12 protein-coding genes are annotated in these 13,770 nt (G+C 71.4%); 8 read left to right on the top strand and 4 right to left on the bottom strand.

Features of this window, described 5'->3' with window-relative positions; all coding sequences use genetic code 11:
* Nucleotides 1-126 precede the first annotated feature (126 nt).
* From GH747_RS10665 to GH747_RS10640, 6 genes are read left to right on the top strand one after another with little or no spacing between them, the layout of a single operon-like run.
* Nucleotides 127-1,515, top strand: coding sequence for a uracil-xanthine permease family protein (locus GH747_RS10665; RefSeq protein ID WP_205602895.1), 1,389 nt, complete (start codon nucleotides 127-129; stop codon nucleotides 1,513-1,515).
* Nucleotides 1,512-2,396, top strand: a complete 885-nt coding sequence (locus GH747_RS10660) for an FAD binding domain-containing protein (RefSeq protein ID WP_149769589.1) — start codon at nucleotides 1,512-1,514, stop codon at nucleotides 2,394-2,396. Before GH747_RS10665 ends, GH747_RS10660 begins: the two co-directional genes overlap by 4 nt.
* Nucleotides 2,393-2,911, top strand: coding sequence for a (2Fe-2S)-binding protein (locus GH747_RS10655; protein WP_149769588.1), 519 nt, complete (start codon nucleotides 2,393-2,395; stop codon nucleotides 2,909-2,911). Before GH747_RS10660 ends, GH747_RS10655 begins: the two co-directional genes overlap by 4 nt.
* Complete coding sequence (cutA, locus tag GH747_RS10650) at nucleotides 2,908-5,322, top strand: aerobic carbon-monoxide dehydrogenase large subunit (RefSeq protein WP_149769587.1); 2,415 nt, start codon at nucleotides 2,908-2,910, stop codon at nucleotides 5,320-5,322. The genes GH747_RS10655 and cutA overlap by 4 nt, the downstream gene beginning before the upstream one ends.
* On the top strand, nucleotides 5,319-6,062 hold the full coding sequence (locus GH747_RS10645) for an SRPBCC family protein (RefSeq protein ID WP_149769586.1): 744 nt from the start codon (nucleotides 5,319-5,321) through the stop codon (nucleotides 6,060-6,062). The genes cutA and GH747_RS10645 overlap by 4 nt, the downstream gene beginning before the upstream one ends.
* A complete protein-coding gene (locus tag GH747_RS10640) occupies nucleotides 6,059-7,477 on the top strand; it encodes an amidase (protein ID WP_149769585.1) in 1,419 nt (472 codons plus the stop codon). The genes GH747_RS10645 and GH747_RS10640 overlap by 4 nt, the downstream gene beginning before the upstream one ends.
* A 3-nt stretch (nucleotides 7,478-7,480) precedes the next feature.
* Here GH747_RS10640 and GH747_RS10635 read toward each other — a convergent pair whose 3' ends face one another.
* Nucleotides 7,481-8,113: a TetR/AcrR family transcriptional regulator gene (locus tag GH747_RS10635; protein WP_149769584.1), complete on the bottom strand. Its 633-nt coding sequence runs from the start codon at nucleotides 8,111-8,113 to the stop codon at nucleotides 7,481-7,483.
* An 84-nt stretch (nucleotides 8,114-8,197) separates the two neighbouring features.
* On the opposite strand from GH747_RS10635, the gene GH747_RS10630 reads away from it, so the two are divergent.
* Both GH747_RS10630 and GH747_RS10625 read left to right on the top strand, forming a co-directional pair.
* Nucleotides 8,198-9,172: a hypothetical protein gene (locus GH747_RS10630; protein WP_205602894.1), complete on the top strand. Its 975-nt coding sequence runs from the start codon at nucleotides 8,198-8,200 to the stop codon at nucleotides 9,170-9,172.
* Nucleotides 9,173-9,216: 44 nt separating this feature from the next.
* Nucleotides 9,217-10,473 carry a methyltransferase gene (locus tag GH747_RS10625; protein WP_149769583.1) on the top strand — a complete coding sequence of 419 codons (1,257 nt, stop codon included), beginning with the start codon at nucleotides 9,217-9,219 and terminating at the stop codon, nucleotides 10,471-10,473.
* A gap of 58 nt (nucleotides 10,474-10,531) precedes the next feature.
* Here GH747_RS10625 and GH747_RS10620 read toward each other — a convergent pair whose 3' ends face one another.
* The 3 genes from GH747_RS10620 to GH747_RS10610 are packed head-to-tail and all read right to left on the bottom strand — an operon-like array spanning nucleotide 10,532 to nucleotide 13,598.
* Entirely contained in the window at nucleotides 10,532-11,491 is a 960-nt protein-coding gene (locus GH747_RS10620) for a phosphotriesterase family protein (RefSeq protein ID WP_149769582.1), read from the bottom strand.
* Nucleotides 11,488-12,093, bottom strand: coding sequence for a TetR/AcrR family transcriptional regulator (locus tag GH747_RS10615; RefSeq protein WP_149769581.1), 606 nt, complete (start codon nucleotides 12,091-12,093; stop codon nucleotides 11,488-11,490). The genes GH747_RS10620 and GH747_RS10615 overlap by 4 nt, the downstream gene beginning before the upstream one ends.
* A complete protein-coding gene (locus tag GH747_RS10610; RefSeq protein ID WP_205602893.1) occupies nucleotides 12,090-13,598 on the bottom strand; it encodes an AMP-binding protein in 1,509 nt (502 codons plus the stop codon). The genes GH747_RS10615 and GH747_RS10610 overlap by 4 nt, the downstream gene beginning before the upstream one ends.
* Between the last annotated feature and the right edge of the window lie 172 nt (nucleotides 13,599-13,770).

Here is a 13,770-nt window from a genome sequence, read left to right as displayed (position 1 = left end):
GACACGGGGGCAGTTGGCATGTTCGCACCATGCCGGGGGCTCCGCGCCGCCACTAGGGTCGCGTCATTGGACCGGGTGCGCTGCCCGAACCCCCGGCGGCCGCTCGCACACTCTGAGGAGACCGGGATGTCGATGTTCAAGTGGGACGTGGTGCACGACGGCAGGACGCCGCCACCCGGAGAGGCGGTCGGACCGCGCGAACGCCTGAGCTGGGGGCGTACGGCGGGGCTCGGCGCGCAGCACGTGGTGGCGATGTTCGGTGCGACGTTCGTCTTCCCGGTGGTGATGGGGCTCGACCCGAACCTCGCCATCCTCTTCTCGGGCATCTGCACGATCATGTTCCTGCTCATCACCAACAACATGGTCCCGAGCTACCTCGGCACGAGCGCCTCGTTCGTCGCAGCGGTCGCCGCGATCCGAAGCCAGGGAGGTGACTCCGCCGACGTCACCGGCGCCATCCTCGTCGCTGGTCTGGTGCTGGCGGTCGTGGGCGTCGCCGTGCACTTCGCAGGCACGTCGTTCCTGCACAAGCTCCTCCCTCCGGCGGTGACCGGCGCGGTCGTCATGCTGATCGGCTTCAACCTCGCGCCGGTCGTCGCCGGCGTCTACTGGCCCCAGGACCAGTGGATCGCGCTGCTCACGGCGGGCGTCATGGTCGCGGCGGCGGTGCTGCTTCCAGGCTTCTGGGGACGCATCGCGGTCCTGCTCGCGCTGATCTTCGGCTACGTCGTCTCGTGGCTCGCCGATGTGGTGTTCGGCCCGATCACGTCCTTCGTGCCTGCCGCCGGCGAGGAGGTCGCGCACGACCGCGTCAGCTGGGCCGCCGTGGAGGCCGCGGACTGGGTCGGGTTCCCGTCCGGAGACCTCGCCGACGGGGTGTCGGTCGTCCACGGCCCGAGCTTCAGCCTGACCTTCATCCTCCTCGTGCTCCCGGGAGTCATCGCCCTGATCGCCGAGAACACCGGTCACGTCAAGGCGGTCGCGGAGATGACCGGCGACGACCTCGACCCCTACATGGGTCGCGCGATCGGCGCCGACGGTCTCGCCACCGCGTTCGCGAGCGCGTTCGGCGGCTCTCCGACCACGACGTACGCCGAGAACATCGGCGTCATGTCGGCGACCAGGATCTACTCGACCGCCGCCTACTACTTCGCGGCGCTCGTCGCGATCCTCCTCGGCCTCTGCCCGAAGTTCGGCGCGATCGTCAACGCGATCCCCGGCGGCGTGCTCGGCGGCATCACCGTCGTCCTGTACGGCATGATCGGCCTGGTCGGTGCCAAGATCTGGGTCGAGAACCGTGTCGACTTCGGCGATCCGATCAACATCGTCGGGCTCGCTGCCGGCATCATCATCGGCGTCGGCAACGTCACGCTCGTCTTCTCCGACGACTTCCAGCTCGGGGGGATCGCGCTCGGCACGATCGTCGTCATCGTCTTCTACCACCTGGTCGCCTGGAAACGACCCGGCACGCGCCGTACCGACGAGGGCGGAGAAGAGGTGACGAGAGCACTGTGAAGCCTGCGCCGTTCTCCTACGTCCGTCCCGCCACGATCGATGAGGCGCTGGCGACGCTCGCTGCCGACCCGCACGCGAAGGTGCTCGCCGGCGGTCAAAGCCTCGTCCCGCTGCTGTCGATGCGGCTCGCGCAGCCGAGCACGCTCGTCGACATCAACGGGCTGAGCGAGCTCGCCTTCGTGCGGACGGACGAGAGCGGCGTACGCATCGGTGCGCTCGCGCGGCACCGCCAGGTCGAGGACGACGGGGATGCGTGGCGGGCCCAGCCCCTGCTCCGGCAGGCGCTGCGGCTCGTCGCGCACCCGACGATCCGCAACCGCGGCACGACCCTGGGGTCGGTCGTCCACGCCGACCCGGCGGCCGAGATGCCCGCGGTCGCCGTGCTGCTCGGTGCGCGGGTGGTCGCAGCCTCGGTCGACGGACGCCGCGAGATCGACGCGGCGGACCTCTTCGTCGGACCGCTCGAGTCGGCGCTTCGCTCCGACGAGCTCGCGCTGGAGATGGTGGTCCCCGCGAACCCGCCCCGTACCGGCACGGCCATCGACGAGATCGCCCGCAGGCACGGCGACTTCGCGCTGTGCGGGGTCGCGGCGGTCGTCTCCGTGGGAGAGAACGGAGCCATCGAGACGGTGCGCGCCTCGTACCTCGCCGTCGCTCCGACGCCGCACGTCCTCGACCTGTCGGAGGCGTTCGTCGACGGCACGGCGAGCGACCGCAACCTCGACGCCGCGGCCGAGATCGCGTCCGGCGCGCTCGACCCGGACGCCGACATCCACGGCACCGCCGACTACCGCCGGCACCTCTCGGGTGTCCTCACCCGCCGCGTCGTCCGCGACGCGTACACCCGGGCGACAGCCCCCGACGCTCAAGGAGCCCGATGACGACCCCGCCGCAGGTCTCCGCACCCGACGCGCTGCACGCCGTGTCGCTGATCGTCAACGGCACGGCGTACGCGCTCGAGATCCCGGCGCGCCGGCTGCTCTCCGACGCGTTGCGGCACGACCTCGGCCTCACCGGCACGCACGTCGGCTGCGAGCACGGTGTGTGCGGCGCGTGCACGATCCTCGTCGACGGACAGCCGATGCGGTCGTGCCTGCTCCTCGCCGTCTCGATGGACGGCGCCGAGCTGACCACGGTCGAGGGGCTGACCGAGGAGGGCGACCGGCTCGGCCCGGTCCAGCAGGCGTTCCAGGACTGCCACGGGCTGCAGTGCGGGTTCTGCACACCGGGGTTCCTGACCACGATCACCGCCGGGCTGCGCGACGACCCGGACCCCACGCCGGAGGCGGCACGCGAGATGATCGCGGGCAACCTGTGCCGGTGCACCGGATACCAGAACATCGTGAAGTCGGTGCTGCGGGCGGCGGAGCTGCAGCGAGGCGGTGGCGACGCGTGACGACCAAGGCGTTCGGCGCGCGCGTCGCTCGGGTCGAGGACGAGCGGTTCCTGCGAGGCCGCGGTCGCTACCTCGACGACCTCGCGGCCGACGCGCTGCACGTGGCGCTGCACCGCTCGCCCCACGCGCACGCGCGCATCACCGACATCGACGTCGAGGCCGTCCTCGACGTGGACGGTGTCGTCGCCGTCTACACCTACGAGGACCTCACCGGCGCGATGGCGGACCCTCTCCCGCTGCTCATCCCGCACCCCGACCTGACCCACGGCCGCACCCAGTACGCCCTCGCGAAGGACCAGGTGAACTACGTCGGCGAGGCGATCGCGATGGTGGTCGCGGTGGACCGCTACGTCGCGGAGGACGCCGCGGCCCGGATCGTGGTGTCGTACGAGTTCCTGCCGCCGGTCGTCGGGCTCGACGCCGCCCGCGCCGCCGACCACCTGGTCCACGACGACGTCCCGGGCAACCTCGCTGCCACCTCGACGCAGGCGACCGGTGACGCGATGGCGGCGATCTCGCGGGCTCCGCACCGTCTCGCGCTTGACCTCGACATCGAGCGGAGCGCGTGCACACCGCTCGAGGGCCGCGGCACGGTCGCGAAGTGGGACACCGACAACGGTCGCCTCGAGGTGTGGTCGTCCACGCAGACCTCCACCGGTGTCCGCGCCGCGGTCGCCGCGAAGCTCGGCCTCGACCTGTCCGTCGTCGACGTCATCACGCCCGACGTAGGCGGTGGGTTCGGCGTCAAGGTCGTCCACCCGTGGCCCGAGGAGGTCCTCGTCCCGATGGCGGCGATGGCGCTCGGCCGGCCGGTGAAGTTCACCGAGGACCGCCGCGAGCACTTCATCTCCGCCGCGCACGAGCGGGCGCAGCAGCAGCACGTCGAGGTCGGCTTCGACGACGACGGTCGCATCCTGGGGCTCGACGTCGAGATCTGGCACGACAACGGCGCCTACATCCCGTACGGCCTGATCGTCCCCATCATCACCACCACGCAGCTCCTCGGGCCCTACAAGCCCCCGGTCTACAAGGCAACGTTCCACAGCCTCTACACGAACACCGTCATCGTCACCCCGTACCGTGGCGCCGGCCGCCCGCAGGGCGTGTACGCGATGGAGCGCACGATGGATGCGATCGCGGCGGCGCTGGGCAAGGACCGGGCCGAGGTGCGCGCGGCCAACTTCATCCAGCCCGACGAGTTCCCGTACGACCAGGGGCTGATCTTCCAGGACGGCAAGCCGCTGATCTACGACTCGGGCGACTTCCCGCAGATGCTCGACAAGGTCAAGGCCCTCGTCGGCTGGGACGAGTTCGCGGCCTTCCGCGACGAGATGCGCGCCGAGGGCCGCCGGGTCGGGATCGGGCTCGCCTGCTACGTCGAGGGCACGGGCGTCGGCCCGTACGAGGGCGGTCACATCCAGGTCGAGACCACCGGCAAGGTCAAGGTGTCGACCGGGCTGACGACCCAGGGACAGGGCCACCAGACCGTGTTCGCGCAGATCGTGGCCGACGAGCTCGGGGTGCGGTTCGAGGACGTCGAGGTCGTCACGGGCGACACCCGGCGCATGCCGTACGCCGTCGGCACGTACGCCTCGCGCGCGGCGGTCATGAGCGGTTCGGCGATCGCGCTGACCGCACGATCGGTGCGACGCAAGGCCCTCGAGCTCGCCGCCGAGGCGCTCGAGGCGAACGTCGACGACCTCGAGATCCGTGACGGCGTCGTCGAGGTGCGGGGTGCGCCGGGCGCGCAGATCAGCCTCGGCACGCTCGCCGTGCTGAGCAACCCGCTGCGCTACGCGTTCGACGAGGCGAGCAAGGCGGCGACCCAGTTCTCGGTCGGCGACCCCGACAAGGTGCCGGTGCCCGAGGGGACGTCTCCCGGTCTGGAGAGCCGCGACTTCTACTCGCCGCCGCGCTCGACGTTCGCCTCCGGCATGCACGCCGTGATCGTCGAGACCGATCCCGACACCGCTGAGATCCGCATCCTCAAGTACGCCGTCGTCCACGACTGCGGCCGACTGATCAACCCGATGATCGTCGAGGGACAGATCCACGGTGGCGTCGCCCAGGGCGTGGGCGGCGCGCTGTACGAACGCATGGTCTACGACGAGCACGGCCAGCTCCTCAACGCGTCGTTCATGGACTTCCTCATGCCGTACGTGACCGAGGTGCCGGAGACGATCGACGTCGACCACCTCGAGACACCGTCGCCGCTCAACCCGCTCGGCATCAAGGGCGCCGGCGAGGCGGGCGTGATCCCGAGCGCGGCGGTGTTCGCCTCGGCGATCGAGGACGCCGAGGGCATCGTGATCACGCGGATGCCGATCTCGCCGAGCGAGCTGTACGACCTGCGGCGTACGCACGCAGGTTCCGACGAGGCGGCCGTGGCCGCGGTGGAGGGAGACTCATGAAGGTAGCCGGAGAAGCCGTGCTCAACGCCCCCGTCGATGCCGTCTGGGAGGCGCTGCTCGACCCTCGGGTCCTCGTGCGGACCATCCCCGGCTGCGAGGTGCTCGAGACCACGGGCGACAACGCGTACGCGATGACGGTGAACGCCGGCGTCGCTGCGATCCGCGGGACGTACGCAGGCACATGCCGGCTGAGCGACCTCGTCCCGCACGAGTCGTTGGTGCTGCGGGCCGAGGGTGCAGGCGCGGGCGGCACGGTCGCCGCCGATGTCGCGGTGCGGTTCGCCGACCGAGGAGACGGCACGACCGGCGTCCGGTACGACGCCGACGCCATCGTCGGGGGCATGCTCGGCGGCGTCGGTCAGCGCATGCTCGCGGCGGTGAGCAAGCGGATGGCCGGCGAGTTCTTCGGCGCTGTCGACGACGCGATCGCCGCCGGCCCCCCGCCGGCCGAGGGCGCCACCCCTCCGCTGGCCGAGGCCGCCGCCCCTCCGCTGGTTGAGGGCGCCGCCCCTCCGCTGGTTGAGGGCGCCGCCCCTCCGCTGGTTGAGGGCGCCGCCCCTCCGCTGGTTGAGCGAGCGCAGCGAGTCGAAACCACCCCCGGCGAACGCTTCACCGCTCCGCCGCGCGCACCCCGTCGTACGGGCTCCCACGACGACTTCCTCCGCGGCGCTGTCGTCGGGGGAGCGCTCGTCCTCGCGGGCGTGCTGGTCGGGAGCCTGTTCGGTCGTCGCTCGCGATGATCGACGTCTACAGCAGCGCTCGCGCGATGGCGGCTGCGGTCGCTGCTCGGGAGATCTCCGCGCGGGAGCTGCTCGCCCTGCATCTCGCACGGATCGAGCAGGTGAACGGCACGGTCAACGCGCTGGTGTCGATCGACGCCGACCGTGCCTACGTGCAGGCAGCCAAGGCGGACGACATCGCCGCGTCGGGGGCCCGGCTCGGTCCGCTGCACGGGCTCCCGTACGCGGTGAAGGACACCCACCACGTCGCCGGGTGGCGGACCACGTTCGGCTCGCCGGTGATGGTTGACCATGTGTCGACGTACGACGACCTGGTCGTCGAGCGGGTGCGTGCCGCCGGTGCCGTGATCGTGGCGAAGTCCAACACGCCCGAGTTCGCCGCCGGCTCGCACACCTTCAACCCCGTCTTCGGCACGACGCTCAACCCGTACGACACCAGCCGCTCGGCCGGAGGGTCGAGCGGTGGGGCCGCTGCGGCGCTCGCGTCCGGGATGGTGGCGCTGGCCGACGGGTCGGACATGGGTGGCTCGCTGCGCAACCCTGCGTCGTTCTGCAACGTCGTCGGGCTGCGGCCGAGCTGGGGGCGTGTGCCGACCTGGCCGACGTGGAACCTGTGGGAGACGGTCTCCGTGCAAGGCCCCTTGGCCCGCGACGTCGACGACCTCGCCCTGCTGCTCAGCGTCCTCGCCGGGCCGGATCCACGGGTGCCGTCGGCCGACTCGACACCGGGCGGCGTCTTCGCGGATCCGGCACCGGTCTCGCTCGACGGTCTGCGGGTGGCGTTCTCGATCGACCTCGGCGGTGCGTTCGAGGTCGACACCGCGGTCGCGGCCGTCGTCCGCACCGCCCGTGCAGAGCTCTCCGACGCGGGCGCGGTGGTCGCCGACGCGTGGCCGGACCTCCCGGACGCGGAGGCGGCGTTTCGGACCCTGCGGGCGTGGCTCATGGAGTATGCCCTCGGCGACGTCCTCGATGCGCACCCGGGTGAGGTCAAGCAGTCGCTGGCCGACAACATCCGTGCGGGTCGGCCGCTGTCCGGTCACGACGTCGCGGTCGCGTACGCGCAGCGCTCGGCCCTCGCCGAGAAGGCGCGCGAGTTCTTCGAGACCTACGACGTGCTGGTGATGCCGGTCAGCCAGGTGCCGCCGTTCCCTGCGGACCAGGAGTTCCCGGCCGCGATCAACGGCCGGCCGCAGGAGTCGTACCTCGACTGGATGCGATCGGCGTTCTTCGTCACCGTGACGGGGTGTCCGGCGATCAGCGTGCCGGCCGGCTTCACGCCCGACGGTCTGCCGGTCGGGGTGCAGCTGGTCGGCCCCGCTGGGTCGGAGCGCCGTCTGCTCGCGGTCGCTCGGGCGTACGAGGCCGTGTCGGGCGCGGGCATCGGCGCCGGCGGCCCTCGACCTGCACTCTGACGGTCACCGTCCGGCGCGGGGCGTACGGCGGGGGAGCCGCATGGTCAGCAGCTTCGCGCGCGGCGCGATCCGCCCGGCGAGCGCGAACACCGACTCGGTCCGCGACTGGTCGGGATCGATCACCGAGAACAGGTTCACGCCCAGGTAGAACGTGATGGCAGCGTGGGCGACCTCGCGCGCGGGGAGCAGCCGCCCGAGCGGGGAGCCCGCCGTCACCTGCTCCCAGCACTCCTCGACGAAGGCGACCCACGGGTTCGCGCGCTCGACGATCGCGGCACGCAGCTCGGGACGCGTCAGCGCTGCGCCGACGATCTCGCTGAACTGCGCCAGATAGCCGCGTTCGAGGTCGGCGCGATAGATCTGCCGTGCCGCGGCGACGAGGTCCTCGACCGTGCGGACGTCCGCGACGGTCCGTCGGTGCATCGCCATGCGCTCCTCCGAGGACCGGTCGAGCATCGCGAGCAGCAGCGGGTCGACGCCGCCGAAGTGGTAAAAGACCAGCGCCGAGTTGACTCCGGCCTCGGAGGCGATCGTACGGGCCGATGTGCCCGCGTAGCCGCGCTCGCGCAGCACGACGTCCGCGGCGTCGAGCAAGCGCCTCCGGGTGTCCTCGCTGTCCTGACGTGCCTTCGCCATGGGGTCCCTTCCCTCCGTCGCGACCTTCATCATATGCTTTAATCACTCGATTAAAGTGTGAGAACGCGGACGAGAGGTGCTCCTATGGAGTCGCACGACGGCGGACCTCCGCCGTACCCCCGAGGCGAGACGCCGCCGCCACCGTCCGGTGGCCGAGCAGCCCGCCTCCTCCTCGCCGGCATCACGCTCGCACTGTTCGCCGCGATGCTCGCCGCTGACGCGCTCGGCAGCACCGGCCTGGAGGAGACCTCGCTGTTCTACGTCGGGATCCCGGCCCTGATCGCCGTCACCGTCATCCTCACCGCGCGGCCCAAGAACGCGGTCGGCGTCGCCCTCGCGACCACCACCGTCGGGCTGGCGCTCGCGGGCCCGCTGCTCGACGAGGGCGTGGTCTGTCTGATCGTCGCGGCGCCGCTCTTCTACGGGGTGGCGGCGTTCGTCGGCCTGGTCGTGCAAGCGGTCCGTCGCCCCGGCCACCGTGCGCTCGTGGCAGCGCCCCTGCTCCTGCTCGTCGCCCTCGAAGGCGTCGGCGGGGTGACCGTGATCCCGCGTCAGGATGCGGCGAGCGCGACCGTCACCGTGTCCGCGACGCCCGTCCACGTCGCGGCCGCCCTCGCCGCGCCGCCGGAGTTCGGACCGTACGAGGCGGCGTTCCTGCGGTCCCTGCCGTTCCCGAAGCCGGTGCGCGCCAATGGGAGCGGGTTGGCCGTTGGAGACACCCGCCTCATCACGTTCAACCCTCGTCGCAGCCTCGGCCTCGGCTCGACGTCCACTCCCCGGTCGATGGAGCTGCGGGTCGTCGAGGCGGTGACGACCGCCGCGGGCGGTCGCGTCGTCTTCGACGTCACCGCCGACTCGACCTTCGCCCGCTGGCTCGACCTGCGAAGCGCGGTCGTCACGTGGACCACGTCGGGCGACACCACGCGGATGACCTGGCGCCTCGACTACGCCCGGACCTTCGACCCGTCCTGGTACTTCGGCCCGATCCAGCACCACGCGGTCGGGGACGCGGCGGGCTACCTCGCCGAGACCTTCGCCGACATGGCCGAGGCGGGCTGAGCGATGAGGTGGGCCGACGGGGCTGCAGCGGTGAGGGCGGGCCGATGAACGACCCTGGGACGGTTCGGGCACTCGGACTCGCCGTGCCGGTGCTCGCGGTGGTCGTCCTCGCGGCGTGGCGGCGGCCGGACGACCGCCGGCTCGCCGCCGTCCTCGTCGCGACTGCGTGGACCGCGGTCGCACTCATGCCCGTCAACCTCCTCGCCGTCGCGCTCGGGTGGTGGTCCTTCGCCGCCGACGGGGCGGTGTGGCGCGGCGTACCCATCGACCTGTGGCTGGCCTGGGCGCTCCTCTGGGGTGCTGTTCCCGCCCTGATCACCCCCGCCCTCTCGCCGCTGCTCGTCGGCGCGGTGCTCGTGTGGGTCGATCTCGCCTTCATGCCGTGGGGGGAGCCTGTCGTCCGACTCGGCCCGTCGTGGCTGGTCGGCGAGGTCGTGGCCGTAGCCGTCGCACTCGTCCCGGCGTACGCGCTCGCCCGCTGGACCCTCGCGCAACGGCACGTGAGCCTGCGCGGCTGGGCGCAGGCGTGGTGCGCGGGTGCCCTCCTCGTCGGGGCGCCTCTCGTCGTGCTCGGCGTCGCGCCGCGGTGGTCCCACGAGGTGACGGCCGCAGGCATCCAGGTGGCGGTCGTGGTGAGCGTCCCCGCAGTCGCCGCGATGCGTGACCTCGCACGGGTGGGTGGCGGCACGCCGCTGCCGTACGACCCGCCGTCGCGACTGGTGACGGTCGGTCCGTACGCCTACGTCCGCAACCCGATGCAGGTGTCGATGGCGGTGCTCTTCCTGGTCCTCGCCGTCACGGTCGGCGACCCGCGGCTCGCCTTCGGCGCCGTCGTGACCGTCGTCTACTCGGCAGGGCTGGCCGCCTGGCACGAGGGGGAGCGAATGGCGGAGGTGTTCGGTCCGTCATGGACGTCGTACGCGGCTGTGGTGCCCGCATGGGTCCCACGCTGGCGTCCGTACGAGGGTCGTACAGCCCGGCTGTACGTCGCCGCCGACTGCTCGATGTGCACCGGCCTGGGACAGTGGTTGCTGGAGCGGCGGCCCGTCGCGCTCGACGTGCTCCCGGCCGCCGAGCATCCCGACATGCTGTGGCGGCTGACCTACGAGGCGGAGGGTGTTCGCGACCAGGGTGTCGCGGCGTTCGCCCGTGCGCTCGGCCACGTGAACCTGGCCTGGGCGCTGGCCGGATGGACCCTCGCGCTGCCCGGGATCTGCCACTTCGCCCAGCTCGGCGCCGACGCCTTCGGTGCTGGCCCGCGTCCCGCGCGCGCTGACGTCCACCGCGCCGCGGGCCGGTGAGGACGAAGCCGTGCGACGCGCCGGGGGTTAGCGCGCCGCACGGCGGTCTGGGTCGCGCCTACTCGAAGTGGCGGCGCGGGTTGTCGACCAGGATCGTCTGCAGGTCGTCCTCGGTGACGCCCCGCTCGAGCAGGGCCGGGATGACGTCCTCGCTGATGTGCCGGAAGTTCCACCGCGGCACCACGGCCTCCTTCGCGCCCGGCGGGAACCAGTCGATGAAGCAGGACGCGTCGTGGGCGATGACAACGTTCTCGACGAACCCCCGGCGTACGAGCTCGACGATGGTGTTCACGCGATCCTCGAAGGGGAGCAGCACGTCGAGGCCGAACCGGTCCATCCCGAGCAGCGACCCTGCCTCGGCGACCTTGCTCAGGTAGTCGACGTCGGTGGTGTCGCCGGAGTGCCCGATCACGACCTTCGTCAGGTCGACGCCCTCCTCGGCGAGCACCCGTTGCGCGACCAGCCCTGAGCCTGTGTGCGGGTTGGTGTGCACGGTGATCGGCGCGCCGGTCTGGGCGTGCGCCTGCCCCACGGCGCGCATGACGCGCTCGACGCCCGGCGTGAGCCCCTGCTCCTCGATCGCACACTTCAGGAACGCGGCGCGGACGCCGGTGTCGGCGATGCCCTCGGTGAGGTCGCGCACGAACATCTCGGTCAGCGGCTCGGGGACGTCGAACAGCAGGCCGGGGCCGGAGTAGTGGAACTGGAACGGGATCTCGTTGTAGGTGTAGAGCCCGGTCGCCGCGATCACGTTGAGGTCGATCTGCTCGGCGATGCGCTGGATCCGCGGGATGTAGCGACCGAGCCCCAGCACCGTCGGGTCCATGATCGTGTCGATGCCGAGGGCCTTCAGCTCGGTCAGGTCGCGGACGGCATCGGCGACCTTGGCCTCCTCGTCCCAGTCGTCGGCGTAGTTCTCGCGGAACTCCTCACCGACGATGATGATGTGCTCGTGGACGAGCGTACGACCGAGGTCGGCGCTGTCGATCGGTCCGGTGACGGTCTGGACGGTGCTCATGAAGCCTCCAGGCTCTTGAGGGTGAGGGCGTTGCGCCAGATGCGGTTGGTGGTCGCGACGAGCTCGTCGACGCTCATGTCCTCGCCCAGCACGAACGCGTAGTAGGCGAGGTGGGAGACCAGACCGTCGAGGGCGCGGGCCGTCGGATAGGGGTCGAGCTCCGGGTCTGCGACGCCACGCTCCTGCAGGGCCGCGATGACCTCGGCCGTCCGGCGGGCGAGCGCCTCACCGCGTCGGCGCCGTACGTCGCGGAAGGTCGGGTCCAGTGCGGCGATCTCCTCGAGCACGAGCATCAGCCGGGCGTTGCTCGCGTAGTTCTCGAAGTAGCGACGATGTCCCTCTGCCAGCGCCACGAACGGATCGGGCGCGTCGACGTCGAGCGTGGGACGCATGACGTCGTGCTGCGCGTCGTACAGGACGGCCGCGAGGATCTCCTCCTTGCTCGTGAAGTACGTGTAGAACGACCCGGTCGCGCACCCCGCCTCGCTGGCGATGTCGGCGATGCGCGCGTCGGTGAACCCGTCGCGCTCGAAGACCGTGCGAGCACCGACGAGCAGGGCGGCACGGGTGCGCGCGCCGCGAGCGGTCGCGGGCTCGGTCACAGGCCCGGGCCGCGCGGACCGGTCAGCGCGTCGCGGTCGATCGCCCGCTTGAGGATCTTGCCCGACGGGCCCTTCGGGAGGGCGTCCGCGAACTGGAAGAGCCGCGGGACCTTGTAGGCGCTGAGGCGTTCCTTCGCCCAGGCGCGCAGCTCCTCTGGCTCGACCTCGGCACCCGCAGCGAGGACGATCACGGCGCCGATCTCCTCGCCGTACGTCGGGTCCGCGACGCCGACGACGGCAGCCTCGACGATCGCGGGGTGCTCGTACAGGACCTCCTCGACCTCGCTCGGGTAGACGTTGTAGCCGCCGCGGATGATGAGGTCCTTCAGCCGGTCGACGATGCGGAGGTCTCCGTCGTCGTCGAGCGTGCCGAGGTCACCGGTCCGCAGCCAGCCGTCCTGGAGCACGGCCGCCGTCGCCTCGGGCCGGTTCCAGTAGCCCTTCATGACGATCGGGCCGCGGATCCAGACCTCGCCCACCTCGCCGGTGGGGAGCGCGCTGCCGTCGAGGTCGCGGATCTCGATGTCGACGTTGTGCACCGCGCGGCCGACAGCACCGATCTTCGGCTCGGTCTCCAGCGGCGCGAAGGTGGCCCACCCGCAGGTCTCCGACAGGCCGTACCCCTCTCGGATCCGCGTCCCGAACCTGTCCTCGAACGCCCGGATCACCTCGACCGGCAGCGACGCCCCACCGGACGAGGCGAGGCGCAGCCGGGCAAAGTCCTCCGGGGAGGCGTCGCCGGCGGCGTGCAGCATCGCGACCCACATCGTCGGCACGCCCGACACGACGGTCAGCTCGTCGTCGCGGATCATCTCGACGAGCCTGCGCGGGTCGAACGGGTGCAGCAGCGACACGGACGTGCCGAACGAGATCGCCAGGTGCATCACCATGATCTGGCCGAAGACGTGGAACAGCGGGAGCGCGGTCCCGGAGCGGTCGTCCTCGCTGAACTCGAGGACGTGCTCGGCCGCGTCGACGATCGCGGCGATGCCGGAGACGGCCAGCTCGGCGCCCTTGGGGCGGCCGGTGGTGCCTGAGGTGTAGATGATGATCGCGGTCGCGTCGTCGGGGAGGTCGACCGGCTGGTCGAGCTGGTCGGCGGTGTCCCAGTCCGCGAGCGGGTCGATCGTCCAGAACGGGAGGCCACGTCCGGTCGCTGCCTTCTCGGCCGCCTCCGCATTGGCCTGCCACGCGACGACGAGACTGACCCCGGCGTCGTCGATCACGTACTCCATCTCCGGTGCCGTCGCCATCACGTTCATCGTGATCAGGGTGGCTCCGGCGGCGTGGAGCCCGTAGTACGCGGCGACGAACTCGGGGATCGTCGGCGCGACCAGGAGCACGCGGTCGCCGGGGGAGACGCCCGCGTCGACGACCCGCTTTGCGAACGAGGCGACCGCGTCACGGAGCGCCCCGAACGTGATCTCCGCTCCCGCGGCGCGGACGGCGACGCGGTCGGGCTCGGTGCCTGCGTGCTCGAAGACGGCGGTGGCGACGTTGCTCAAGAGTCCTCCTCGGACGAGTGTGACCGGCGTCACGGACGCTACCTGAATCATGATTCAGGTTTCAAGGATCACCCCGTACGGCGTGCGCCTGGCAGGTACTGCCAAGGAACGTTCGGGGGGTCCGGCGATCTTCGCCGTGGGGGCCGCGCGCCTGGTGCGTTGGAATCGAGGG

The sequence above is a fragment of the Mumia xiangluensis genome, from assembly GCF_010994095.1.
Lineage (GTDB): Bacteria > Actinomycetota > Actinomycetes > Propionibacteriales > Nocardioidaceae > Mumia > Mumia xiangluensis.
The sequence above is the reverse complement of the archived record's forward strand: the minus strand, read 5'-3'. Positions and strand labels throughout refer to the sequence as shown.